Source organism: Enterocloster bolteae (genome assembly GCF_002234575.2).
Classification (GTDB): Bacteria; Bacillota; Clostridia; order Lachnospirales; family Lachnospiraceae; genus Enterocloster; species Enterocloster bolteae.
Genome location: NZ_CP022464.2, coordinates 2,319,678 through 2,346,468 on the forward strand (window position 1 = coordinate 2,319,678; position 26,791 = coordinate 2,346,468).

Here is a 26,791-nt window from a genome sequence, read left to right on the forward strand (position 1 = left end):
TAAAAATTTTTAAACGATATCATAAAAACATTAAATTTTACAACCATATGGTTTTATGCTACATTAATACTAATCAGAAATCAATACAAAATGTATAGTAATTTTCCGGATAATCAATTAAAATGAGAAAGGAATCACAATCATCATGGAGAAAACAAATGTTAAGTACGGAGCTTATGTTCAAATTCTGAAGGAGGAGCTGCTTCCGGCCATGGGATGTACGGAGCCCATTGCCCTTGCCTATGCGGCGGCCACGGCCAGGAAAGTGCTGGGAGAGCTGCCGGACCGTGTTGTGGTGGGAGCCAGCGGAAGCATCATCAAGAATGTGAAGTCAGTCATCGTGCCTAACACGAATCATCTGAAGGGGATTCCGGCAGCAGCAGCAGCAGGAATCGTTGCGGGAGATTCGGACAAAGAACTGGAGGTGATTGCAGAAGTTACGCCAGATGAAACCAGACAGATGAAGGAATTCCTGGATGACACGGAAATCAGGGTGGAGCATGTGGATAACGGCATTACCTTTGATATCATCGTAACTCTGTATAAGGGGGATTCCTACGCCAAGGTCCGCATCGCCAATTATCATACCAATATCGTGCTGATCGAAAAGAATGGGGAGATTCTTAAGCAGGTAGAGGTGGCCGGTGAGGAGGAGGAAGGTCTGACCGACAGAAGCCTGCTCAACATGGAGGATATCTGGGATTTTATCAATACAGTGGACATTGAGGATATCCGGGAAGTGCTGGACCGTCAGATTAAGTACAACTGGGCCATTGCCCAGGAGGGGTTAAAAGGGGATTACGGCGCCAATATCGGCTCTGTTCTTCTGGAAATGTCTGGAAATGACGTCCGCACCAGGGCCAAGGCCATGGCAGCAGCAGGTTCTGACGCCAGGATGAATGGCTGTGAACTGCCGGTCATCATCAATTCGGGAAGCGGCAACCAGGGTATCACTGCCTCTGTTCCCGTGCTGGTATATGCGGAGGAATTTAAGGTGGATGAGGATAAGAAGTACAGGGCCCTGGCTCTGTCCAACCTGACAGCCATCCATCAGAAAACGCCCATCGGCAGGCTTTCCGCTTACTGCGGAGCTGTCAGCGCCGGGGCAGGCGCCGGAGCAGGGATTGCTTACCTGTGCGGCGGCGGTTTTAAAGAAGTCGTACATACGGTTGTAAACGCCCTTGCCATTGTGTCGGGCATTGTCTGCGATGGGGCAAAGGCTTCCTGTGCAGCCAAGATTGCCTCGGCAGTGGACGCGGGAATTCTGGGCTACAACATGTATATACGCGGTCAGCAGTTTTACGGGGGAGACGGCATCGTCACCAAGGGTGTCGAGGCCACACTTAAGAACGTTGGTCGCCTTGGAAAAGAAGGGATGAAGGAGACCAATGAGGAAATCATAAAAATCATGATTGGAGAATAAGTATGAAAAAAATAACAGGCAGTTTACCGTTTCGGTTGCTTCTGGGCGTTATCCTGGGCATCATAGTCGGCCAGCTGGCCGGAAGCGGCCTTATGCATGTTGTTGTGACAATCAAATACATCCTGAATCAGGTCATTGTTTTCTGTGTGCCTCTTATCATTATCGGATTCATTGCCCCTTCCATCACAAGGCTGGGCAACAATGCATCCAAAATGCTGGGAGTTGCAATTATTATTGCCTATGTTTCATCGATCGGAGCAGCCCTTTTTTCTATGACGGCAGGTTTCCTTATGATTCCCCACCTGTCCATTGCCACTGAGGTGGAGGGATTAAAGGATTTGCCGGCAATCGTGTTCCAGTTAGATATACCTCAAATTATGCCTGTGATGAGCGCCCTGGTGTTCTCACTGCTTCTGGGCCTGGCCGCCACATGGACCAGGGCCGCGGTGGTTACTCAGGTGCTGGAGGAGTTCCAGCAGATTGTGCTGTCCATTGTTACCAAGGTGGTAATTCCCATCCTTCCTGTGTTTATCGCATTTACATTCTGCGCCCTTTCCTATGAGGGGACTATTACAAAACAGCTTCCTGTGTTCCTTCAGGTAGTCATCATTGTCATGATTGGCCATTATATCTGGCTGGCCCTGCTGTATGCCATCGGCGGCGTCTATTCAGGCAAGAATCCGTTTGATGTCATAAAGAATTACGGACCCGCCTATATTACCGCGGTAGGCACCATGTCGTCCGCGGCCACACTGGCTGTGGCCCTGCGCTGCGCCAAGAAATCACAGCCGCCACTGAGGGATGATATGGTGGATTTCGGCATTCCGCTGTTTGCCAACATCCATCTGTGCGGTTCTGTTCTGACAGAGGTATTCTTTGTAATGACCATTTCCAAGATTCTCTACGGAACCATACCGTCCCTGGGTACCATGATTTTGTTCTGCGCACTTTTAGGCGTGTTTGCCATCGGAGCGCCCGGTGTTCCCGGAGGCACGGTTATGGCTTCTCTGGGTCTGATTACAGGCGTACTGGGATTTGACGAAACAGGGACAGCGCTGATGCTCACCATCTTTGCTCTTCAGGACAGCTTCGGAACCGCCTGCAACGTGACCGGTGACGGTGCCCTGACCATGATTCTTACAGGCTTTGCCGAGAAACATGGAATCAAGAGGCAGAAGATTGAAAGCGGGCTGTGATAGGTCTGTATATTTATAAGCCTTACTAATATGAATATAGCAATTTATAATAAAGACAAAATTGCTCTTGAACCTATAGTAACTATAGGATATATAATAGGTTCAAGAGCCAAGCGGAAAGGACCGGCTGGCAAAGCCGGTCCTTTTTGCAGCATGATATTTCCGAAAGAGAGGTAAGGAATGGACAAAAAGATTCTTATTAAGAATGCCAGGGCAATCGTGTCCTGCGACGGGGAAGACCGGGTTTACAGGGACGCGGACATGCTCATTGAGGGTCCAAGGATACTGGCAATCGGCAGGGACCTGATGAACCAAAGAGACCCGGTGTCAGGAAGAGAATGGAAGCAGGAGGAGGTCCAGGTAATACAGGCAGAGGGAAAGTTCGTGTATCCCGGCCTGATTAACACCCACCATCATTTTTTCCAGACTTTTGTGCGCAATCTCATAACCATTGACTATCCCAACATGATGGTGATGGACTGGATTGATAAAATTTACCGCATATTCCAGAATATTGATTCCGATGTGATTTACTACTCCACCCTTACATCCTTTGCGGATTTGATTAAACACGGCTGTACCTGCGCCTTTGACCACCAATACTGCTACACCAGGAAGACCGGCAAGTCGCCGGTGGACCGCCAGATGGAGGCAGCAGAGCTTTTGGGCATCCGGTACCATGCCGGAAGGGGGACCAACACCCTTCCAAGAAGTGAGGGAAGCTCCATTCCCGACAATATGCTGGAGACAACGGATGAGTTCTTAAAGGACTGCGACCGGCTGATCGGATTGTATCACGATCCCAGGCCTTTTTCCATGAAGCAGATCGTAATGGCGCCCTGCCAGCCCATTAACTGCCGCAGGGACACCTTTGCCGAGACCGTGGCCATGGCCAGGGAAAAGGGAGTCAGGATGCACACTCATCTGGGCGAGGGAGAGAACGAAGGCATGATCGCCCGCTGGGGCAAGCGCACCATGGATTGGTGTGAGGAGATGGACTTTATCGGTGAGGATGTATGGTATGCCCATGACTGGGAAGTGACAAAGGAAGAATATAAGGTCCTGGCAGCCACAGGAACAGGGGTTTCCCACTGTCCGGCACCGGCTGTGCTGGGCGGCTTCCCGATTCTCAATATAAAGGAAATGCAGGAAGCAGGCATTCTGGTGAGCCTGGGGTGCGACGGTTCCGCCACCAATGACAGCTCCAATCTGCTGGATGCCCTGCGCATGGCTTATCTGATGCAGGCATACCACACCAAGGAGAGAGGGGGATGCACCTCCGCCTATGATATGCTAAAGGTGGCCACGGTAAACGGGGCAAAGACCCTTGGAAGAACTGACCTGGGAACCCTGGAAGCGGGAAAAGCAGCGGACCTGTTTATGATTGACACCGAGACACTGGAGCTGGCCGGGGCCCTTCACGACCCGAAGAACCTGCTGGCAAGAGTGGGACTTACCGGACCGGTGTGGATGACCATGATTAACGGAAACATTGTTTACAAAGACGGCATTCTGAAAGGTGTGGATGAGAGAAAGCTGGCCATGGATGGAGAGGCTGTATGCACAAGGGTCATCCGGGAACCTCACAGTGCCTACAGGGATTTTATTTAGCGGGGAATTTGGCGGAAAAAGGAAAGGAGGCTGGCAGGTGAAGGAATATTTTTCTATCGGGGAATTGGCGGAGCTGTTCGGGCTTAACATACAGACACTGTACTACTATGACAGCGTCGGCATCTTTTCTCCCAGGGAGCGCAATGAGAAAAACGGGCGCAGAAAGTATGAGTTTGACCAGATATACGAGCTGGCCACGGTGTCCTATATGCGCCGTCTGGGCTATTCCCTGGAGGAAATTAAGGAATCCAGAACCAGCTTAAACTCCAACAGGGCTGTGGATATCATGAAGCAGCGCTCCCAGGAGCTTCGCAGGCAGTGGCAGGAGCTGCTCAACATAGATGAGGCCATCCAGAGGAAAATCCGGTTCATGGAACAGGAGATGGATGGAATCTGCCTGGATGAGATTGCGGTGAAGCATTTTGAGGACCGGAAGTTTATTTCCATTGGCGACGAGGAGCTGCTGTACAGGGAGAATTCCTTTTACTTTTATCCCACCATAGCCTTTTATGAGGGGGACCGGAAATACTTTGGCGCCTACCTGTATCCGGATGATGAGGAGCTGCCAAAGACCATACCCCAGTCCAGAATCCAGATTATCCCGGAAGGCGATTTTCTCTGCGGATACCATCTGGGAGGATACGAGGGCGTGCCGGATACCATCCGGCGCCTGCGAGAGGCCAGGCCGGACCTTGAGCTGGGGGCTCAGGCCATCAATTTTAATATTCTGGATCAGTTCGTGGAGAGTGATAACGAAAACTTTATCACCGCCATGCAGATCCGGGTGTTATAGATACATATAACTGATGATGCAGTACATATGAGGAAACATGAAAAATCTAAGGAAAAAGGAAGGGTAAGAATCATGAAAAACAGAATGCGTTTAGCGGCAGCAGCCCTGGCATTATCCATGGCAGGCTTTGGCCTGACCGGATGCAGCGGACAGGCAAAGGAGACAGAGGCAAAGACAGAGGCGGCAGATAAGCAGGCAGGGTCCGCCCAGACCGGAGATACCCAGGAAAAAGGGGACCAGGCCGATGACGGCCAGGCAAAAGAGGGACAGACAGCGGACGGCAAGACATACAAGGTGGCCCTGTGCCTGTCCGGCGCAGCCAATGATATGGGCTGGTGCCAGTCAGCCTATGACGGGCTTAAGCTTCTGGAGGCGGATTACGGCTGTGAGGTGACCTATACGGAGAATCTGACACCGGATGATATTGAGGCAGCCTTTGCGGATTACGCGGCCAGCGGATATGACGTGGTCATCGGCCATGGATATGAGTTCGGGGATCCGGCAGTGGACGTTGCGGAGCAATATCCGGATACAAAGTTCATTGTGACCGAAGGCGAGGTTTCTGCCGACAATGTGGCCTCCTATGTGTCTAAGTGCGAGGAAGGCGGATACATCATGGGAATGCTGGCAGCCGGCATGTCTGAGAGCGGAAAGGTAGGCTTTATCGGACCGATTCAGGGCGCATCCCTTGTTAAAATCATGAACGGATTTGAGGACGGGGCAAAGGAAGTAAACCCTGACATCCAGGTACAGACCGCGTGGACCGGTTCTTTTACCGATACGGCCCTTGGCAAGGAGGCAGCCCAGGCCATGATTGATAACGGCGCGGATGTAATCGGACACTGTGCCAACGAGTCCGGAACAGGAGCCATCAACGCGGCAAAGGAAGCAAAGGTCTACGCCACAGGCGATTCCTATGACCAGAACGACCTGGCACCAGACACCATCCTTTCCTCCTCTGTTTACCATATTCCCCATGTGATTGAGGTGGCCTTTAAGACGGTTGCGGACGGAACCTTTGAGGGCGGCATCTACCAGCTGGGAATGGCAGACGGGGCAGTGAGCGTTGCTCCTTACCACAATCTGGATTCCGCTGTTCCTGATGAGCTGAAGCAGAAAATTTCCGATAAGATTGCGGCAATTGAATCTGGAGAGTTTGAAGTACCATGTGATACCAAGCCCAGAGCATAAGATATTTCCTGAAAAGGGCCTGCATCAAACCAAGCGCAGCTGAGCGTGTCCGGGGGTGCGGGCCCTGTTTGGAAAGAAAGGATGGAACAGATGCCATTACTTGAGATGAAGCATATAACCAAATCCTTTGCAGGCGTGTATGCCAACGAGGATGTGGACCTGTCTGTGGAGCAGGGGGAGATACATGCGCTGTTAGGGGAAAATGGAGCTGGCAAGACCACGCTCATGAACATTTTGTTTGGCATTTACCAGGCGGACAAAGGGGAAATCTGTTTTAAAGGCGAACATGTGGAATTTAAGTCGCCGGGGGAGGCGATTGCCAGGGGAATCGGCATGGTGCACCAGCATTTTTCACTGGTGAAGAAAATGACGGTGCTGGACAATGTGATGCTGGGTCTGAAAGGGCAGGGAATCGTGGCGGACCGGAAGTTGGCAAGGGAAAAACTGACAGGCCTTGCCGCGACCTACGGCCTTTTAGTGAACCCGGAAGCGCCTGTCCACACCCTTTCCGTGGGAGAGCAGCAGAGGGTGGAGATTCTAAAGGCCCTGTACCGGGATGTAAGCCTGTTGATTCTGGACGAACCTACCGGCGTGCTCACCCCCCAGGAAACGGAGAATTTCTTCGGGGTTTTGAAACGGCTGCGGGATGAGGGGTATGGAATCATTATCATCACCCACCGTCTGGGGGAAATCATGGATATCAGCGACCGGGTGACGGTGCTTCGGGATGGCCGAAAGGTCAGCAGTCTGGTGACAGAGGAGACAACGCCGGAGGAACTGTCCGCCTGCATGATTGGGCGGGAGCTTAAGGCGGGGAGGGAGATAAGGGAATCCGCTGCCGGGGACACCGCCTTAAGCCTTAAGGATGTGTGCCTCCACAAAAAGCACAGTACCAAGATGTCCCTGGACCACGTAAGCCTTACAATCCGCAGGGGAGAAATCCTGGGAATCGCAGGTGTGGAAGGCAACGGACAGAAGGAACTGGCTGAGGTAATAACAGGAATCCGCAGGATAAACAGCGGACAGATGGAATACCAGGGAAAGGATATACGCAGGGACAGTGTGAAAGAGCGGTTTCGGGCCGGCATCTCCTATATTTCCGACGACCGCCACGGCGACAGCCTTGTCATGGACATGACAGTGGAAGACAATCTGATTTTAAGGGACTTTGACCGGCAGCCATTTTCGCGGAACATGGTGCTGGACTACAGACAGGCTGAGAAGAGAGCCAGGGAGGCCCTGGATGAATACAGCATCAAGACCTCGGGCAAAAGCGGCAGCAAAACACCGGTAAAGCTGATGAGCGGCGGAAACCAGCAGAAGGTTATTCTTTCCAGGGAGATATCTGAGGAAGCCGGCCTGATTGTGGCCAGCCAGCCCACAAGGGGACTGGATATCGGTGCCACCCGGTTTGTCCATGAAACCCTTCTCAGGCAGAGGGATGCGGGCAGATGCGTCCTGCTGATATCAGCCGACCTGGATGAAATCCTGGGAGTAAGCGACCGGGTTGCGGTTATGTATGAAGGCCGTATCATAGGGATTCTGAACCGGGATGAGGCGGATGTACATAAAATTGGCCTGCTGATGGGCGGTATTGCTAAGGAGGCGGCAGATGAATAGGAAATCAAAGATAGTTGAGATAGCGGGTATCGGACTCATTGCAGCGGCTGTGTGGACGGTTCTTATCATGCTGTCGGACGCAAGCCCGGCAGAGGCCTATGCCATGTTCTTTAAAGGCATATTTGGAAACCTGAACGGGTTTATGGAAGTGTTTGTAAAGGCAACTCCCCTGATTTTTACGGGCCTGGGATGCGCGGTGGCGTTCAGGACCGGTTTTTTCAACATAGGAGCCGAGGGGCAGTTTTACATAGGAGCCCTTGCCTCTGCATGGGCGGCCCTTACCTGGACCGGGGTTCCCGGGGGACTCCGCATCCTGTGCGCCATTTTAATGGGATTTGTCTTTGGCGGTCTCTGGGCGCTCATAGCCGCCATGTTTAAGGCAAAGCTGGGGATATCGGAAATCATTGTAACCATTATGCTGAATTATATTGCCATCAATTTCCTGGGTATTGCAGTCAGGACCTTTCTCATGGACCCGGCGGGAAGCATACCCCAGTCGCCCAAGCTGGACCCTTCCGTCACTCTTTACCGGTTCTTAAAGCCCACCAGGCTTCACGCGGGCTTTATCATTGCCGTGCTCATGGTGTTCCTTGTCTGGTTTATATTGGAAAAGACAACGGTGGGATATGAAATCAAGGTGGTGGGATTCAACAAGCGGGCTGCTGCCTGTAATGGAATCTCGGTTGTCAGGAACATCATCATTTCCGCATTTTTAAGCGGCGGTCTGGCGGGAATCGCAGGAGCCGTGGAGGTTATGGGTGTGCAGAGAAAGCTTCTGGAGGGAATATCCGGGGAGTGCGGATACACAGCGGTGCTTATCGCCCTTCTGGCGTCCAATCATCCGGTGGGCGTGCTCTTTGCCGCCATCGGGTTTGCCGCCCTGGAGGTGGGGGCCAATTCCATGCAGAGACAGATGGGAGTGCCGTCAGCCATTGTCAATATCCTGGTGGGTCTTATTGTGCTGCTGATTCTGGGCAGGGAGCTGTTTAACAGGAAGAGAAAGGGGGAAAAACCATGTTAGAGCAAATCATGACCGTTGGTTTCGTGACAGCCTTTCTGACGGCTTCCGTAAGAATGGCGGTGCCCCTGATTTACGCCGGACTGGGGGAAACCATATCTGAAAAGGCGGGAATCCTTAATATAGGCATGGAGGGCGTCATGCTGGGCGGGGCTTTCTTCTCCTTTGCGGGAACCTTTTACTCCGGCAGCCTGGCCGTGGGCCTTTTGTGCGGCATGGCGGGCGGGGCCATGGTCAGCGCCATTCACGGGCTGCTGTCCATCAGGCTGGCCCAGGACCAGTCCGTCAGCGGAATCGCCATCAATATATTTATGGCCGGAGTCACCAGTTTTCTCTATAAACTGATGTCAAGCGGTCAGTCTTATCAGCAGATAGAACCCTTTGCAAAGCTTAAGATTCCCTTTCTGGGGGACATACCCCTCATAGGAAACGCCCTGTTCAACCAGGATGTGCTGACATACGGGGTCTACGTGCTGGTAATCCTGGTCACCCTGTTTTACAGCAGAACATCAAAGGGAATGGCCTTTGCCGCCATCGGGGAAAATCCCAGGGCCGCGGATTCGGCCGGTATCCCTGTACACCGGTACCAGTGGGCGGCCGTGCTGTTAAACGGTATGCTGGGAGGACTGGGAGGAGCATATCTGGTTCTGGTGCAGGTGGGCAATTTTTCTGAAAATATGACATCAGGCAGAGGGTACATAGCCCTGGCTGCAGTCATACTGGGCCGGTATGTTCCCTTTGGAATGATGGGTGCTGCCTTCATATTCGGCGCTGCCAACGCCCTTCAGATCCGTCTCCAGGCCATCGGTGTGCCCCTGCCCACACAGGCTCTGGCCATGCTGCCCTACATCATAACCCTGGTTGCCCTTTTGGGCGCCATCGGCAAAAACAGCGCGCCGGAGGCATTGGGCAAGCCGTATATCAGGGGAGCCAGGTAGTCTCCTGAAGGTTCAGGCGGATATTCTTCCCGGAATAATGATTGACAGTCCCCCGGGCCTGTAGTAAGATAAGAAAAACGGATGTGCGCCATGGTACACGGTACCGGTATCTGCGCTGACAGGCTTGTCTTGCGGCAAGTGCCTTACAGCAAAGAGACGGCAGCAATGGCAGCATCCCATAGCAGGATATGTGATTGACTGACCCGAAGCAGGGCTGAAGGGGAAGGCGGGGACACAGATGTGACAGTATGTTCAGGATACGCCTTTTTGGCGTATCCTTTTTTTATTATCGGAGGTATCGTATGGAGACAAGAATCGCGGTGATCGGCATAATCGTGGAAAATAAGGATTCTGTGGAAAGCGTCAACGAGCTGCTCCACCAATACAGTCAGTACATCATTGGAAGGATGGGGCTTCCCTACGCAAAGAAAAAGGTGAACATCATAAGCGTTGTGGTGGATGCGCCCCAGGACATCATAAGCGCCCTGTCCGGCAAACTGGGCAGGCTTCAGGGCATTAACTCCAAGGCCCTGTACTCCAATATCGGTAGTTGATAAAACTATATAAATCATCTGACGGGGAAGTGTTGCCGGAGGCCGAAGCGGCCGCGGACCCTGACCCGGCAAGAAAAGGAGAGGAAGAACATGAACTACGACCCAAAATCATCCCATGCGGAGGAATTCATCCATCACGGGGAAATTGAGGAGACCCTTGCCTACGGGGAGGCAAACCGCACCAACAGGGAGCTGATCGACGAGATTCTGGCAAAGGCCAGAGAGCGCAGGGGCCTGACCCACAGGGAGGCCATGGTGCTTCTGGACTGCGGACTGGAGGACAAGAACCAGGAAATTTATGAGCTGGCGGAGCAGATTAAAAAGGATTTCTACGGAAACCGCATCGTGCTGTTTGCGCCTCTGTACCTGTCCAATTACTGCATCAACGGGTGTGTGTACTGTCCCTACCACGCCAAGAACAAGCATATCCCAAGGAAGAAGCTGACACAGGATGAAATCCGCAGGGAGGTTATGGCGCTGCAGGATATGGGACATAAGCGCCTGGCCCTGGAAACAGGGGAGGACCCGGTGCACAATCCCATTGAATACATGCTGGAGTCCATTGACACCATTTACAGTATAAAGCATAAAAACGGAGCCATACGCCGCGTCAACGTGAACATAGCGGCCACCACAGTGGAGAATTACAGGAAGCTTAAGGACGCGGGAATCGGTACCTATATTCTGTTCCAGGAGACATATCACAAGGAAAGCTATGAGAAGCTTCATCCCACAGGGCCGAAGCATGATTACTGTTACCACACAGAGGCAATGGACCGTGCACAGCTGGGCGGTATTGATGATGTGGGATGCGGCGTGCTGTTTGGCCTGGAGCTTTACCGGTATGAATTTGCGGGACTTCTGATGCACGCGGAGCACCTGGAGGCGGTGTTCGGGGTGGGACCCCATACCATCAGCGTGCCCAGGATACGCAGGGCGGATGACATTGATCCGGATTCCTTTGACAATGGAATTGACGACGACACCTTTGCCAAGCTGGTGGCCTGTATCCGCATCGCAGTTCCCTACACAGGCATGATTGTATCCACCAGAGAAAGCCAGAAAACCAGGGAACGGGTGCTGCACCTGGGTATTTCCCAAATCAGCGGCGGTTCCAAGACAAGCGTGGGCGGCTACTTTGAACCTGAGCCGGAGGAGGAATGTTCAGCCCAGTTCGATGTGAGCGACAACCGCACCCTGGACCAGGTGGTGAACTGGCTCATGGGAATGGGGTATATTCCCAGCTTCTGCACGGCCTGCTACAGGGAAGGACGCACAGGCGACCGTTTTATGTCCCTGTGCAAGAGCGGACAGATTCAAAACTGCTGCCATCCCAATGCCCTTATGACGCTGAAGGAATATCTGATGGATTACAGCTCCGAGGAGACAAGGCGCATCGGTGAGGCGCTCATAGAGAAGGAAATTGGAAGCATACCCAAGGAGAAGGTGCAGCAGATTGTCAGAGATAACCTGGCAAAGATTGAACAGGGTATCAGGGATTTCAGGTTTTAAGCAGAGGATCCGTCCGGCAACTGACCGGCGGTGAACCGGTAATAAACCGGAAGTGAACAGGCAATGAACCGGAAGTAAACAGGTAATGTACCGGAAGTGAACAGGCAATGAACCGGAAGTAAACAGGTAATGTACCGGTATTGAATTGGTAATGAATCGGAAATGAACCAGCAATAAACCAGCAAGGAACCAGGGAAAGAGGAGCGGATAACCATGGGAATGAACAATACGCCGGCATCGGACCGGATACATATTGGATTTTTTGGGAGGAGAAATGCCGGCAAATCCAGCGTACTGAACGCGGTTACAGGCCAGGACCTGGCTGTGGTGTCGGATGTGAAGGGGACTACCACGGACCCTGTATATAAGGCCATGGAGCTGCTGCCTCTGGGTCCTGTGATGATGATTGATACGCCGGGCATTGACGACGAAGGCCAGCTGGGAAGCCTGAGGGTGAGAAAGAGCTATCAGGTACTCAACAAGACGGATGTGGCTGTGCTGGTGATGGATGCCTGTCACGGGCCGGCTCCGGAGGATTACACCCTCCTGAAGAAGATAGGAGAAAAGCAGATTCCCTGCGTGGCAGTCTGCAACAAGGCGGATGTGGTCGGAGCTGCCGGTGGGAGACCGGAGGGGATTCCCGAATCGGTTCCTGTCCTGTCTGTCAGCGCCCATACCGGTCAGGGTATTACGGCGCTTAAGGAGTGTCTGGCAAATCTGGGCAAGACCCAGGAAACCAGCCGGAAAATCGTGGGAGACCTGCTTTCACCGTCTGACCTGGCTGTTCTGGTGGTGCCCATTGACAAGGCGGCTCCCAAGGGACGCCTGATTCTGCCCCAGCAGCAGACCATACGTGACATCCTGGAAGCGGACGCAGTGTCCGTGGTGGTCAGGGAAAACGGACTGAGGGACACGCTGGCCTCTCTGGGTAAGAAGCCAAGAATGGTCATCACCGACAGCCAGGTATTTGCAAAGGTCAGTGCGGATACGCCGGAGGATATTCTCCTGACCTCCTTTTCCATTCTCTTTGCCCGTTATAAAGGGAGCCTGGAGCCCATGGTGCGGGGCGTCAGGGCTCTGGACCGCATCGGAAAGGGGGACAGAATCCTGATTTGTGAGGGCTGCACCCATCACCGGCAGTGCGAGGATATCGGGACCGTAAAGCTGCCCGGATGGATACGGGAATATACTGGAACAGAACCGGAGTTTGTGTTTACCTCAGGCACAGAGTTTCCGGATGACCTGGCAGGCTTCCGTCTGATTGTCCACTGCGGCGGATGCATGCTGAATGAGCGTGAGATGAAATACAGGATGAAATGCGCCCACGACCAGGGGATACCCATAACCAACTACGGTATAACCATTGCGTATGTACAGGGAATATTGAGGCGGAGCGTGGAACCCTTTCCTGAGATAGCGGCACTGCTTTGCGGCAGCCGGGAAGGGTGAGGGAAAAGGGCAAAGGCGCCTGAACAGGAGGCCGGTTCATAACCAGAGGCTGGGAAATAAGGGTAAATGATGCTAAGAATGAAGTGATATAGGAATTAACTGATATAAGGCAGGGCCTGTGAATCATATTTTATGTGATACAGGACCCTGCCTTTCTATGCTTTTTACAGCTCATTTATCCTTCAGAATATCTAAATGCCTGTTACATAGAAATAAAAATATTTTTTATTTTAGAAATTATATTGAAAAATATTTCTAACGTGATATACTTATAACTAAGGGGAATTAATATAGAGAACACATATAATATGGAAGGAGAAGAAATTATGAGGATTCAGGGTAAGAGAGTCTGGATAGCAGGACAGTTCATGGCAGCCCAGATGGAGATTGAGGATGGAGTCATCAGCCGTATCCATGAGTATGGTGCGGGACCGGCTGACGAGGATTACGGGGATAAGAGAATCGTGCCGGGTTTCATTGATATCCACACACACGGAGCATATGATTTTGACACAAACGACGGCCAGCCGGAAGGGCTCCGCAACTGGATGAAGCGGATTCCTGAGGAGGGCGTCACAGCCATTCTGCCCACCACCGTGACCCAGATGCCGGATGTGCTCACCAGGGCCGTGGCCAATGTGGCGGCCGTGGTAAAGGAAGGCTACGAAGGGGCTGAAATCCTGGGCATCCATTTTGAGGGACCGTTCCTGGACATGGAGTACAAGGGGGCGCAGCCGCCGGAAGCCATTGCGTCTGCATCTGTGGAGCAGTTTAAGAAATATCAGGAGGCGGCAGAAGGCCTTATCAAATATATCACTCTGGCGCCGGAGCGGGATCCGGACCATGCGCTTACCAGATACTGTTCCACCCACGGAGTGGTGGTCAGCATGGGGCATTCGGCAGCCACTTACGAGCAGGCTCTTCTGGGAATTGCCAACGGCGCTTTATCCATGACCCATGTATATAACGGCATGACGCCTTACCATCACCGCAAACCGGGGCTGGTAGGCACGGCCTTCAGGGTAAGGGATATCTACGGGGAAATAATCTGTGACGGATGCCATTCCCACCTGGCGGCCCTGAACAACTTCTTTACAGCCAAGGGACGTGATTATTCCATCATGATCAGTGATTCCCTCAGGGCTAAGCACTGCCCTCCGGGAGGACAGTACCAGCTGGGCGGCCATGACATTGAGATAGGCGAGGACGGACTGGCCCGTCTCAAGGGAACAGAAACCATTGCGGGCAGCACCCTCAACATGAACAGGGGACTTAAGATTCTGGTGGAGCAGGCTCTGGTGCCCTTTGACGCTGCCCTTAATTCATGTACCATCAACCCGGCCAGATGTCTGGGCGTGGATCACAGAAAGGGAAGGATTGCAGCCGGATGCGACGGGGATTTGGTGGTTCTGGATGATGATTACAGCGTGCTCCAGACTTGGTGCAGAGGACGCGCAATGCTTTGATGAAAGCATCCGGACTGTCCTGTTTAAAGGAATTTTTGTTACAGTCCGGCATTCAATGACGTTTCACTAATTTTTTTACATCTATGGTTAGATTCCTTTATGAGGGGTCTGACCATTTTTTAATAATACTTCACATTCCTCTCCGATTCTGGCATTTTTTGGTGTAACAGGTGTTATGATTTGCATTATATTGTCGATATAATAACAAAGAACATCTGCAATGTGTGATTTTTATGCATATATAACCAAAACAGGAGATGTCGGAAACATAAGGAGGGTTAAATATTATGAAAATTGGAATCCGGATTAAAATGTTTTTAGGTATCATGGTACCTGCATTGATGGTATTTCTGCTGTCGGGAGTGCTGATCAGCGTGTCTGTGGGGAAATATGCCAAGGTGCAGGCCAGAGAAAAGCTGACATCTGATTCTGAGTCCGCTGCCCATGAAGTGGATACTTTCTTTACCGGACATTTAAAAGCGGTTGAGCAGTCCGCCCAGGAAGCTCTGGTTATAGATTTCATGCATGAACTGAGAGGCAGCCAACGGGCCAGCGCAGCTCCCCGCTATGATGAGGTGATGGCGGCCATGGCGGTGCGTCAGGCCCTGGATTCATCTACCATACTGGGGGTCTGGCTGGCTGATACCGATTCCAGCCAGCTTTTTCAGCCGGACGGCTTTATCAGTGATCCAGGTTGGGACGTTACGTCAAGACCATGGTTTGAGTGCACAAAAACAAAGAAGCCTGTTATGACGGAGCCGTACATTGATGTTAATACGGGACTCCCTATTGTGACGGCGGCGGCACCTGTGATTGACCGTCAGAGCGGAGAAGTATACGGGGCTTCCGGCACGGATATTAACCTGGATACCCTTCAGCAGCGGATCAATGAGGTGAAGTTAGGGCAGACAGGATTTCTTGTGCTCATGAGCGGCTCAGGAAATATTCTCTGCTACCCGGACACAGAACAGGTGGGGAAATCCATTTCAGAAATCAATATCTCAGATGAAGTAAAGCAGGCTGTACAGAACGGATTGACCGGGGATTATATATATGAAATAGACGGAACCCGGTATTACGGGAATCTTACCAGAATAGACAGCGCGGGGTGGTATGTACTCTCCGCCATGCCGGAGACGGAAGCGCTTCAGGGCTTTTATACGGTCATGCGCATGTCGGCGGTCACATTTGCAGGCAGTATGGTCCTTATGGCGGCGGCTGTTCTGCTGATCTCCAACGGCATTACACGTCCTATGAAAAAACTTGCTGATGCTGCACACCGGATTGCGGATGGGGAACTGAATGTGGAGACGGGCGTGCACTCAAAGGATGAAATCGGGCAGGTTGCCTCCGCCATGGAGCGCACCGTGTCAAAGCTTAAGGACTATATTGAATATATCAATGAGACCACCAGGGTCCTGGATGAAATCGCTGACGGCAATCTTCAGTTTGAACTGGAACTACAGTACGAAGGAGATTTTGCGAAAATCAGGGATGCTCTGATGCGGATCCGGACTACGCTGAATGATACTCTGGGAAGTATCCTTCGCACAGCGGAACAGGTGACGGCCAGTTCGGGCCAGGTAGCGGACAGTACCAGCAGCCTTGCGGATGGAAATGCCAGGCAGGCCAGCTCCGTGGAAGAGCTTGCCGCCACCATCAATGAAATATTTACTCATGTAGATTCCAATGCCAGGCGCACCGAAGAGGTCAGCGGGCGCTCTGCGGAAATGGACCACCGGGTTGCGCTCAGCAACACACAGATGCAGGAGCTGGTGAAAGCAGTAAGGGATATCAGCAATAAGTCGGGCGAGATAGGGAAGATCATCAAAACCATCGAAGACATAGCATTCCAGACGAATATACTGGCTTTAAACGCGGCAGTGGAGGCGGCGCGGGCCGGTGAGGCAGGGAAAGGTTTTGCCGTTGTGGCGGATGAGGTGCGGAATTTGGCAAATAAAAGCGGCGAGGCGGCTAAGAATACCACATCTCTGATCGAAGAGTCTCTCCGGTCCATTGATAACGGACAGAAGATCGCCAATGAGACGGCACAGTCACTGGGGCAGGTGGTTACCAGCGCACAACAGATCGCGGAGGCGGTGGAGGACATATCAAAGGCTTCCACGGAACAGGCCAAATCCCTGGATCAGGTGCGCATCGGGATCGAACAGATATCAGGAGTGGTTCAGACAAATGCCGCTATGGTGGAGGAGAACGCTGCAACAGGAGGCGAACTTTCAGAGGAAGCTAAGAAACTTTTTGATTTGATTTCCAGATTCAGGACGGACAGGAAGTTGTAACGGGACTTTGAACTGTTACGAAATTTTCGATAAAATCCTTGAAAATGCTTGCATTTACAGCGGCATGATGGTATAGTGTATACGATAACTAATGTAAATTACTGATAAAAGAGTGGACACCAGTCCACTCTTTCGTTTTGGAAAGACAGGAAAGGTGGTGGAACGATGGGAAAAAAGGAGAGCTATGAGAGCCGGGTGGAGAAACACCTCCTTCCACTGATGGAAGAGCATGGTTTTGAACTGGTAGACGTGGAATATGTAAAAGAAGCAGGTACCTGGTACCTGAGAGCTTATATAGATAAAGAAGGCGGGATTGCCGTGGATGACTGTGAGGTCATCAGCAGGGCCTTAAGCGACTGGCTGGACAAAGAGGATTTTATTGACGACAGCTATATTCTGGAAGTCAGTTCCCCGGGACTGGGCCGTCCTCTTAAGAAGGAAAGGGACTTCGTAAGAAGCATGGGCAAGGATGTGGATGTAAGGCTTTACCGTCAGCTTAACAAGCAAAAGGAATTTACGGGCGCCCTCAGTGCATATGATGAAAATACTGTGACGCTGACCATGGAAGACGGAAGCCAGATGGTATTTGAAAAAGCGGACATTGCCCTGATACGGCTTGCGCTGGATTTTTAGTTAGATCATTCACATGCTGAGACATGGATAGGAGGATAAACATGAACAAGGAACTGTTAGAGGCAATGGAGGTATTGGAGAAAGAGAAGAACATCTCCAAAGATACGCTCATTGAAGCGATTGAAAACTCTTTACTCACTGCCTGTAAGAACCATTTCGGAAAAGCCGATAATGTAAAGGTCACAGTGAACCCAAATACCTGTGACTTTGCAGTATATGCAGAAAAAGCGGTTGTGGAAAACGTGGAGGACGATTGTCTGGAGATGAGTCTGGCGGATGCCAAGATGCTGAATCCCAAGTATGAGATTGGGGATACGGTACAGATTCCGCTGGATTCCAAGAAATTCGGACGTATTGCCACACAGAACGCAAAGAACGTGATTCTGCAGAAAATACGCGAGGAAGAACGCAAGGCACTGTACAACGAGTATTATATGAAGGAAAAGGATGTCATGACCGGCGTGGTACAGCGCTATCTGGGAAGGAACGTGAGCATTAACCTGGGCAGGGTGGACGCCATCCTCAATGAAAGCGAGCAGGTAAAGGGTGAGACATTCCGTCCCACGGAGCGGGTCAAGGTATATGTCATCGAGGTAAAGGATACGCCAAAGGGCCCAAGAGTTTCTGTGTCCAGGACACACCCGGACCTGGTGAAACGTCTCTTTGAATCCGAGGTGGCCGAGGTCCGCGACGGCACAGTGGAAATCAAGGCCATTGCCAGGGAAGCAGGCTCCAGGACAAAGATTGCGGTGAAATCCAATGACGCCAATGTGGACCCGGTAGGCGCATGCGTGGGTCTCAACGGTTCCAGGGTTAATTCCATTGTAAGTGAATTAAAGGGTGAAAAAATTGACATCATTAACTGGGACGACAATCCTGCGTACCTGATTGAAAACGCTTTGAGCCCTGCAAAGGTTATCTGCGTTGTGGCGGATGAGGAAGAGCGGGAAGCACAGGTTATTGTGCCGGATTACCAGCTGTCCCTTGCCATTGGCAAGGAGGGCCAGAACGCGAGACTGGCCGCAAGGCTTACGGGCTTTAAGATTGATATTAAGAGTGAAACCCAGGCCAGGGAAATGGGGCTCTTCGAGCAGATGGGACTCCAGTACGGCGACACGTCCTCTGAGAATTATGAGGAAGAGCAGGAGGAACCGGAAAGCTACCAGGAATATGAAGAAAACTATCAGGAAGACGGAAGCGAACAGTAAAAGGGATACTCTGAGAAGGTTAGGAGTGATGTAAGTGAGCATGAAAAAAGTTCCGCTCAGGCAGTGTATCGGCTGCCAGGAGATGAAGAGCAAGAAAGAAATGATAAGAGTCATAAAAACCGCCGAGGATGAGATTATGTTGGATGCCACAGGCCGCAAGAACGGCAGGGGCGCTTACCTGTGTCCATCAATGGAATGCCTGAAGAAGGCAGTGAAGGGAAAGGGACTGGAACGTTCCTTCAAGATGGCCATTCCCAAAGAGGTGTATGAAACTCTGGAAAAGGAGATGGAAGAACTTGGCAGATAACAAAAGGCTGTTAAGCCTGGTGGGCCTTGCAACAAGGGCCAGGAAGGTGGTCAGCGGCGAATTTTCGACGGAGAAATCAGTAAAGAGCGGAAAGTCCCATTTGGTAATCGTATCGGAAGAGGCTTCTGACAACACGAAGAAAAAGTTTACCAACATGTGTACTTACTATAAAGTCCCAATCTATCTGTTTGGAACAAAGGACGAACTGGGGCATGCCATGGGGCAGGAGTTCAGGGCGTCACTGTCAGTGGAGGATGCAGGTTTCGCAAAGTCAATGGTAGAACGAATGAATATAAACGGAGGTAGCTTGAATGAGAGTAAGTGAACTGGCAAATGAACTGGGCAAGACCAGTAAGGAGATATTGGAAATTATTAAGACGAAAGATAAAGCAGCTGTATTATATGCAGCATCGAATGTGACAAAGGATCAGGAGAATATTGTGCGCTCTTTTGCAAATCCTAAGAGGGATGCAAAACCTGCCGCACCGGAGCACAGGTCGGAGGCTCCTAAAACAGAGGCCCCCAGAGCAGAAGCTCCAAGAACAGAGGCACCAAGGACAGAAGCGCCTAAAACAGAGGCTCCTAAGGCAGAGGCTGTCAGGAGCCAGGACGGCGCGTCCAAGGGAGAGCCGGCTAAGAAGAAGCTGACAGCCGTGTTCCGCCCGCAGAACGCCCAGCAGCAGATTAAGCGTCCGGTTCCTCCGAAATCCCAGACAGCAAACCAGGGCCATACGGCACCCGCTCCCGCGGCAGCGCCGCAGCCGGCGCAGGCAGCAGCATCGGCAGTACCGGCAGAGGCTGCCAAACCTCAGGTGCAGGCCCAGTCCGCGGATACGGTTTCAGAGAAAGCCGCAGCACCCCAGCCGTCTGCAGCACCCCAGGCAGGTGCTCATACAGGAACCCAGGGAACTGCCCAGGACAGCCGCGATACAGCCAGGAGCCAGGGAGGCTACCAGGGCAGCCGCGACAACAACCGCGGTCAGGGAGGTTACCAGGGCAACCGCGATAACAACCGCGGTCAGGGAGGCTATCAGGGCAGCCAGGGAGGCTACCAGGGAAACCGTGACAACAACAGAGGCCAGGGAGGCTACCAGGGCAACCGCGACAATAACAGGAGCCAGGGAGGTTACCAGGGCAACCGCGATAATAACCGCGGCCAGGGCGGCTATCAGGGAGGCCAGGGAGGCTACCAGGGCAACCGTGACAACAACAGAAGCCAGGGCGGCTATCAGGGAGGTTACCAGGGCAACCGCGACAACAACAGACCCCAGGGAGGCGGCTATCAGGGCAACAGACCTCAGGGCGGCTACCAGGGAGGCCAGGGAGGCTACCAGGGCAACCGCGACAACAACAGGCCCCAGGGAGGCGGCTATCAGGGCAACAGACCTCAGGGCGGCTATCAGGGAGGCCAGGGAGGCTACCAGGGCAACCGTGACAACAACAGACCCCAGGGAGGCGGCTACCAGGGAAACAGACCCCAGGGCGGCTATCAGGGGCAGGGAGGTTACCAGGGTAACCGCGACAACAGACCTCAGGGAGGCGGCTATCAGGGCAACAGGCCCCAGGGCGGCTATCAGGGAGGCCAGGGAGGCTACCAGGGTAACCGCGACAACAACAGGCCCCAGGGAGGCGGCTACCAGGGCAACAGGCCTCAGGGCGGCTACGGCGCAAGACCCCAGGGTGGCTATCAGGGCCGTCCGGGAGATGACAAGGATGCAAGGGATAACAGAGGCAGGAATGACAGCCGCCGCCCGGCAGGAGCCAGAGACGGAAAATCTTCCTTTGACACCCCAATCCAGACAAAGCCAACCAGCAACCGCCAGAACAAGAATTCTCATAAGAATGACAGATTTGATAAGCGCGACAGGTTGGAGGACGGCAAGAAGAAAGTGCCGAAGACAGGAAAGGGAGCATTTATCATGCCCCAGCCTAAGAAGGAGGAGTCCAAGGCGGATGAGGTGAAAACCATTACTCTTCCCGATGTACTCACCATCAAGGAGCTGGCAGAGAAGATGAAGCTTCAGCCGTCTGTCATTGTAAAGAAGCTGTTTTTAAAGGGCCAGGTAGTAACCCTGAACCAGGAAATCGACTATGAGCAGGCGGAAGAGATAGCCATGGAATTCGATGTCCTGTGTGAAAGGGAAGTAAAGGTTGATGTCATAGCGGAGCTTTTGAAGGAAGATGAAGAGAGCACCGAGGACATGGTTCCCAGATCACCGGTTGTATGTGTTATGGGCCATGTTGACCACGGTAAAACCTCCCTTTTGGACGCTATCCGTGAGACCAACGTGACTGCAAGAGAGGCAGGCGGCATCACCCAGCATATTGGTGCGTCTGTCATTGAGATAAACGACCGCAAGATTACGTTCCTGGATACGCCGGGACATGAGGCATTCACGGCCATGCGTATGAGAGGAGCACAGTCCACGGACATTGCCATCCTGGTAGTGGCTGCGGACGACGGTGTAATGCCTCAGACAGTTGAGGCCATCAACCACGCAAAGGCAGCCAATGTGGAAATCATTGTGGCCATCAATAAGATTGATAAGCCAAGCGCCAACGTGGATAAGGTAAAGCAGGAGCTGGCTGAGTATGAGCTGATTCCCGAGGATTGGGGCGGCAGCACCATCTTTGTACCTGTTTCCGCCCATACAAAAGAGGGTATCAAGGATCTGCTGGAGATGGTTCTTCTGACCGCAGACGTCCTTGAACTGAAGGCTAACCCCAACCGTAAGGGCAGGGGCCTTGTGATCGAGGCAGAGCTGGATAAGGGCAAGGGACCTGTTGCCACGGTTCTGGTACAGAAAGGTACCTTAAGAGTGGGAGAGACCATTGCGGCCGGCGCATGCTTCGGCAAGATTCGTGCCATGATGGACGACAGGGGCCGCCGCGTGAAGGAAGCAGGACCATCCACGCCAGTGGAAATCCTGGGCCTCAACGATGTGCCGAATGCCGGTGAGGTATTTGTGGCTACTGAAAATGAGAAGGAAGCAAGAAACTTTGCTGAGACATTTATTTCAGAAGGAAAGAGCAAACTGATAGAGGATACAAAGGCAAAACTGTCTCTGGATGACCTGTTCAGCCAGATTCAGGCCGGTAATGTAAAGGAACTGCCGATTATCGTAAAGGCTGACGTGCAGGGCTCCGTGGAGGCTGTAAAGCAGAGTCTTACCAAGCTCTCCAACGAGGAGGTTATGGTGAAGGTGATTCACGGCGGCGTAGGCGCCATCAACGAATCCGATGTTTCCCTGGCATCCGCGTCCAACGCAATCATCATCGGCTTCAACATCCGTCCGGATGCAACAGCCAAGTCCATTGCGGAGCGCGAGAAGGTGGATATCCGTCTGTACAAGGTTATCTATCAGGCCATCGAGGATGTGGAAGCAGCCATGAAGGGCATGCTGGATCCTGTATTCGAGGAAAAGGTTATCGGCCATGCAGTGATCCGCCAGACCTTTAAGGCATCCGGCATAGGCACCATTGCAGGTTCCTATGTATTGGACGGCAAGTTCCAGAGAAACTGCAGCTGCCGTGTCAAGAGAGAGGGAGAGCAGATTTTTGAAGGACCTCTGGCTTCTCTTAAGCGTTTCAAGGACGATGTAAAGGAAGTGGCGGCAGGATACGAGTGCGGTCTTGTATTTGAGAAGTTTAATGATCTTCAGGAAGATGATGAGATCGAGGCTTACATCATGGTGGAAGTACCGAGATAGGCATCATGGCTAAGAGAGGAGTTACATGCGTAAGAACAGCATAAAGAATACCAGAATCAACATGGAGGTCCAGCGGGAGCTCAGTGAGATCATCCGCGGGGGAATCAAGGATCCAAGGATTCATCCCATGACCAGTGTGGTTTCCGTGGAGGTTACACCAGACCTTAAGTTCTGCAAGGCGTATATCAGCGTTCTTGGGGACGAGGAGGCGGGAAAGTCAACCATCCAGGGGTTAAAGAGCGCAGAAGGGTACGTGCGCAGGGAGCTTGCCAGAAGGGTAAACCTGCGCAACACGCCGGAGCTGAAGTTCATATTGGACCAGTCCATTGAATATGGTGTCAACATGTCCAGACTCATTGATGAAGTGACAAAAGACCTTCATCAGGAAGAAACACAGGATGAGGAAGGAGCAAAGGAGGAGTTTTAATGACGATTCTTGAACAGATGTTAGAGGACACCAAGTCCGTCGCTATCCTGGGCCATATACGCCCGGACGGCGACTGCCTGGGCTCCACACTGGGACTTTATAACTATCTCCGGCTTAATTATCCAGATATACGGGCAGCCGTGTATCTGGAGGAGTCATCTCCTAAATTCAGTTATCTGAAGGGATATGATACAATCCGCCACCAGGTTGACGGTGAATGCTATGAGCTCTGCGTCTGCCTGGACAGCGGCGATATCCAGCGTCTGGGTGATTTTAAACATTACCTGGACCAGGCTGACAAAAGCCTGTGCCTGGACCATCACGTGACCAATACCCGTTACGGCGGCACCAACGTGGTTCCGGATGAGGCCAGTTCCACCTGCGAGGTCCTTTTTGACCAGCTGGACGAAGGAAAACTTGACCGCTATACGGCGGAATGCCTGTATACCGGCATCATCCACGACACAGGCGTGTTCAAATTTTCCTGTACCTCAGCCCACACCATGGAGATAGCGGGTAAGCTGATGGGAAAGGGAATTGACTTCGGAGCCATCATAGACAACAGCTTTTACAGAAAAACATACATCCAGAACCAGATTCTGGGCAGAGCTCTTTTGGAGAGCATCACCTTTTTTGACGGACGGTGCATCTTCAGCGCCATCCGCCAGAGCGAGATGGAGTTTTACGGGGTTGACGGCAAGGATATGGACGGCATCATTGACCAGCTGCGCCTTACGGAAGGCGTGGAAGTTGCCATTTTCCTCTATGAGACAGGACCTCAGGAATTTAAGGTCAGCATGCGCTCCCAGTATCTGGTGGACGTAAGCAGGATTGCCGCGTTCTTCGGCGGCGGTGGCCATGTAAGGGCTGCCGGATGCTCTATGAGCGGCAGCATACACGACGTAATCAACAATCTGTCCGTACACATTGCCAGGCAGCTGGATGCTGCATCAGGCAGCCAGGAGTAAGGAACATACCATGTATCACGGAATCATAAATGTATACAAAGAGCCGGGCTATACTTCCCACGATGTGGTAGCCCGGCTTCGAGGAATTTTAAAGCAGAAAAAAATAGGCCATACAGGAACCCTGGACCCCGCAGCTGAAGGAGTCCTTCCTGTTTGTCTGGGGGCAGGCACCAGGCTGTGCGATATGCTGACGGACCGGTCCAAAACGTACCAGGCTGTCATGCTGCTGGGCTGTGAGACAGATACCCAGGACACCACGGGAACCATTCTGGCAGAAGACAGGGAAGGGGCGCTGTCCCTTGCTGAGGAACAGGTAAATGAAGCTGTTATGGGATTTAAGGGCGATTATGCCCAGATACCTCCCATGTACTCCGCGCTTAAGGTGGACGGAAAGAAGCTGTATGAGCTGGCAAGGGCGGGAAAGGAAGTGGAACGCCGGCCAAGGGCGGTGCAGATTCTGGACATAAAGGTAAGCAGGATAGAACTGCCCAGGGTCTGGATGGAGGTCACCTGTTCCAAAGGCACCTACATACGTACCCTGTGCCATGATATAGGAAGGCTTTTGGGATGCGGGGGCTGTATGGAGCATCTCACACGTACCAGGGTGGACCGTTTCAGCATTGAGGACAGCCTTACACTGGACCAGCTGGAACAGCTCCGTGACCAGGCAGCTGTGGAGAGCTGCATCCTCCCGGTGGAGGAAGCCCTGCAGTCCTATCCGCCTCTTGGATGTCTGCCGGAAGCAGATTCCCTTTTACACAACGGAAATCCCTGCTTTGCAAGACATCTGGACTGGAGTCAGTCAGACCAGTGGAAGGCCGGGGCTGAGGACGGACAGATGTTCCGTATGTATGACAGTAATCATAGATTCACAGGGGTATACCAGTACCAGAAGGACAGGCACTGGTGGAAGCCCTGGAAGATGTTCCTTATGTAGCTGCCCGCGCAGCGCTGCCGGAACATCTGGAACAGAGGAAAAAACGAGGAAGTGACAGGATGAGGTATATTGCAGACACCACAGAATTTCAGATAGAGGAGCCCACCATCGTGACTTTGGGTAAGTTTGACGGCAGGCACAGAGGCCACCAGAAGTTACTGAGAACCATGATGGAGCTGAAGGAAGCAACTGGGTATCCCACAGCCATTTTCACCTTTGGCACGGCTCCGGGAACAGCAGTCACGGGAAAGCCCCAGACCGTCATCACCACCAACCTGGAGCGCCGGGCCAACATGGAGAAGGTGGGGATTGATTATCTGGTGGAATACCCCTTTACCGAGGAAACACGCCATATGGAGCCGGAAGCCTTTGTAAAGGACATTCTGGCAGGCCGCATGCATGCCAGGGAAATCGTGGTAGGCCCGGACTGCAGCTTTGGCTACAAGGGCGCGGGCAGTGCAGAGCTGCTCTCTGCCATGGCCCGTGACCTGGGTTACCATCTCCATGTCATAGAAAAGGAAAAGGACCACAGGCGTGACATCAGCAGCACCTATATCCGTGAAGAGCTGGAAAAAGGCAATGTGGAAAAGGCCAACCAGCTGCTGGGCCAGCCCTATGCCATCCACGGGGAAGTAGTGCACGGCAACCACATCGGAGGCAGCCTGTTGGGCTTCCCCACAGCCAATATCCTTCCGCCTCCCATTAAGCGCCTGCCCAGATACGGCGTTTACGTATCACGGGTGCTGGTGGACGGCGTCTACTATAAAGGCGTCACCAATATCGGCAAAAAGCCCACGGTAGGAGGAGAATACCCCGCAGGCGTGGAGACCTATATCTTTGGCCTGGAAGGCGACATCTACGGTAAAAATATAGAAGTCCAGCTCCTGGCCTTCGACCGCCCGGAACAAAAATTCACCTCCTTTGAGGAACTGAAGGAGCGGATTGAGAAGGATAAAGAGTTTGCCAATGCATATTATGAAAACCATCCGGAGATGATTGCACAGGGGTGAGACGGGAGACGCCCTCATGCTAAATTTACTCCCGCCAAATTTATTTTTTCGCACTTTACAACCCCACCCATTTATGCTATACTAAGTCGGTATGAAATAACGCCGATGCCCGGTTACCTGGTGACTCCAGCCGGCAGCCTGGTTTTTGGTGAGATGAATAATATTAAGGAGGAAACACCATGATTTCAAAGGAAAAGAAAGCACAGATTATCGCAGAGTATGGCCGTAAGCCAGGGGACACAGGTTCACCTGAGGTTCAGATTGCCATTCTGACAGAGAGAATCACAGAACTGACCGAACATCTGAAGCAGAATCCAAAGGATCATCACTCCAGAAGAGGTCTTCTGATGATGGTTGGACAGAGAAGAGGTCTTCTTGATTACTTAAAGAAGACAGACCTGGAAGGATATCGTGCATTAATCGAGAAGCTTGGTATCAGAAAGTAATTCTGAAGATTAGGGTGGAGGGAACTCCACCCTATATTTGCTTATCATGGAGAGGAAGAAGCGGTGTGGGCGGC

23 protein-coding genes are annotated in these 26,791 nt (G+C 52.3%); all 23 read left to right on the forward strand.

Annotation, left to right across the window (positions count from 1 at the left end; all coding sequences use genetic code 11):
- Positions 1-145: 145 nt before the first annotated feature.
- The 23 genes from CGC65_RS10895 to rpsO all read left to right on the forward strand — a co-directional run bounded on the left by CGC65_RS10895 (position 146) and on the right by rpsO (position 26,717).
- Positions 146-1,423, forward strand: a complete 1,278-nt coding sequence (locus CGC65_RS10895) for an L-cysteine desulfidase family protein (RefSeq protein WP_002569352.1) — start codon at positions 146-148, stop codon at positions 1,421-1,423.
- 2 nt (positions 1,424-1,425) lie between these two features.
- The gene (locus tag CGC65_RS10900; protein WP_002569351.1) at positions 1,426-2,619 is read left to right on the forward strand and encodes a dicarboxylate/amino acid:cation symporter; all 1,194 of its coding nucleotides are present in this window, start codon (positions 1,426-1,428) and stop codon (positions 2,617-2,619) included.
- A gap of 180 nt (positions 2,620-2,799) precedes the next feature.
- Positions 2,800-4,230 carry an amidohydrolase gene (locus CGC65_RS10905; protein WP_002569350.1) on the forward strand — a complete coding sequence of 477 codons (1,431 nt, stop codon included), beginning with the start codon at positions 2,800-2,802 and terminating at the stop codon, positions 4,228-4,230.
- A 37-nt stretch (positions 4,231-4,267) separates the two neighbouring features.
- Positions 4,268-5,023 (forward strand): MerR family transcriptional regulator, encoded by a 756-nt coding sequence (locus tag CGC65_RS10910; protein ID WP_002569349.1) that lies wholly within the window; start codon positions 4,268-4,270, stop codon positions 5,021-5,023.
- A gap of 72 nt (positions 5,024-5,095) precedes the next feature.
- Positions 5,096-6,214: a BMP family protein gene (locus CGC65_RS10915; protein WP_002569348.1), complete on the forward strand. Its 1,119-nt coding sequence runs from the start codon at positions 5,096-5,098 to the stop codon at positions 6,212-6,214.
- 90 nt (positions 6,215-6,304) lie between these two features.
- Positions 6,305-7,834, forward strand: coding sequence for an ABC transporter ATP-binding protein (locus tag CGC65_RS10920; protein ID WP_002569347.1), 1,530 nt, complete (start codon positions 6,305-6,307; stop codon positions 7,832-7,834).
- Complete coding sequence (locus tag CGC65_RS10925) at positions 7,827-8,855, forward strand: ABC transporter permease (protein ID WP_002569346.1); 1,029 nt, start codon at positions 7,827-7,829, stop codon at positions 8,853-8,855. The genes CGC65_RS10920 and CGC65_RS10925 overlap by 8 nt, the downstream gene beginning before the upstream one ends.
- The gene (locus CGC65_RS10930) at positions 8,849-9,790 is read left to right on the forward strand and encodes an ABC transporter permease (RefSeq protein ID WP_002571164.1); all 942 of its coding nucleotides are present in this window, start codon (positions 8,849-8,851) and stop codon (positions 9,788-9,790) included. Before CGC65_RS10925 ends, CGC65_RS10930 begins: the two co-directional genes overlap by 7 nt.
- Positions 9,791-10,092: 302 nt before the next feature.
- The gene (locus CGC65_RS10935; RefSeq protein ID WP_002569344.1) at positions 10,093-10,344 is read left to right on the forward strand and encodes a TM1266 family iron-only hydrogenase system putative regulator; all 252 of its coding nucleotides are present in this window, start codon (positions 10,093-10,095) and stop codon (positions 10,342-10,344) included.
- A 90-nt stretch (positions 10,345-10,434) separates the two neighbouring features.
- A complete protein-coding gene (gene hydG, locus CGC65_RS10940) occupies positions 10,435-11,856 on the forward strand; it encodes a [FeFe] hydrogenase H-cluster radical SAM maturase HydG (protein ID WP_002569343.1) in 1,422 nt (473 codons plus the stop codon).
- Between the two features lie 213 nt (positions 11,857-12,069).
- Positions 12,070-13,305 (forward strand): [FeFe] hydrogenase H-cluster maturation GTPase HydF, encoded by a 1,236-nt coding sequence (gene hydF / locus CGC65_RS10945; protein WP_002569342.1) that lies wholly within the window; start codon positions 12,070-12,072, stop codon positions 13,303-13,305.
- A gap of 326 nt (positions 13,306-13,631) precedes the next feature.
- Entirely contained in the window at positions 13,632-14,771 is a 1,140-nt protein-coding gene (nagA, locus tag CGC65_RS10950; protein ID WP_002569341.1) for an N-acetylglucosamine-6-phosphate deacetylase, read from the forward strand.
- Positions 14,772-15,058: 287 nt separating this feature from the next.
- Positions 15,059-17,071 (forward strand): methyl-accepting chemotaxis protein, encoded by a 2,013-nt coding sequence (locus CGC65_RS10955; protein ID WP_002569340.1) that lies wholly within the window; start codon positions 15,059-15,061, stop codon positions 17,069-17,071.
- Between the two features lie 165 nt (positions 17,072-17,236).
- On the forward strand, positions 17,237-17,704 hold the full coding sequence (locus CGC65_RS10960; protein WP_002569339.1) for a ribosome maturation factor RimP: 468 nt from the start codon (positions 17,237-17,239) through the stop codon (positions 17,702-17,704).
- A gap of 41 nt (positions 17,705-17,745) precedes the next feature.
- Entirely contained in the window at positions 17,746-18,912 is a 1,167-nt protein-coding gene (nusA, locus tag CGC65_RS10965; protein WP_002569338.1) for a transcription termination factor NusA, read from the forward strand.
- Between the two features lie 34 nt (positions 18,913-18,946).
- Positions 18,947-19,219, forward strand: a complete 273-nt coding sequence (gene rnpM / locus CGC65_RS10970; RefSeq protein ID WP_002569337.1) for an RNase P modulator RnpM — start codon at positions 18,947-18,949, stop codon at positions 19,217-19,219.
- Positions 19,209-19,544, forward strand: coding sequence for a L7Ae/L30e/S12e/Gadd45 family ribosomal protein (locus CGC65_RS10975; RefSeq protein WP_002569336.1), 336 nt, complete (start codon positions 19,209-19,211; stop codon positions 19,542-19,544). The genes rnpM and CGC65_RS10975 overlap by 11 nt, the downstream gene beginning before the upstream one ends.
- On the forward strand, positions 19,531-22,929 hold the full coding sequence (infB, locus tag CGC65_RS10980; protein WP_002578478.1) for a translation initiation factor IF-2: 3,399 nt from the start codon (positions 19,531-19,533) through the stop codon (positions 22,927-22,929). Before CGC65_RS10975 ends, infB begins: the two co-directional genes overlap by 14 nt.
- 25 nt (positions 22,930-22,954) lie before the next feature.
- Positions 22,955-23,356 carry a 30S ribosome-binding factor RbfA gene (gene rbfA / locus CGC65_RS10985; protein WP_002569333.1) on the forward strand — a complete coding sequence of 134 codons (402 nt, stop codon included), beginning with the start codon at positions 22,955-22,957 and terminating at the stop codon, positions 23,354-23,356.
- Positions 23,356-24,324, forward strand: coding sequence for a DHH family phosphoesterase (locus tag CGC65_RS10990; protein WP_002569332.1), 969 nt, complete (start codon positions 23,356-23,358; stop codon positions 24,322-24,324). The genes rbfA and CGC65_RS10990 overlap by 1 nt, the downstream gene beginning before the upstream one ends.
- A gap of 10 nt (positions 24,325-24,334) precedes the next feature.
- Positions 24,335-25,261, forward strand: a complete 927-nt coding sequence (gene truB / locus CGC65_RS10995; RefSeq protein WP_002569331.1) for a tRNA pseudouridine(55) synthase TruB — start codon at positions 24,335-24,337, stop codon at positions 25,259-25,261.
- A 59-nt stretch (positions 25,262-25,320) separates the two neighbouring features.
- Positions 25,321-26,271 (forward strand): bifunctional riboflavin kinase/FAD synthetase, encoded by a 951-nt coding sequence (locus tag CGC65_RS11000; RefSeq protein WP_038282740.1) that lies wholly within the window; start codon positions 25,321-25,323, stop codon positions 26,269-26,271.
- A gap of 179 nt (positions 26,272-26,450) precedes the next feature.
- Positions 26,451-26,717, forward strand: coding sequence for a 30S ribosomal protein S15 (gene rpsO / locus CGC65_RS11005; RefSeq protein WP_002569329.1), 267 nt, complete (start codon positions 26,451-26,453; stop codon positions 26,715-26,717).
- The last annotated feature ends 74 nt before the right edge of the window (positions 26,718-26,791 follow it).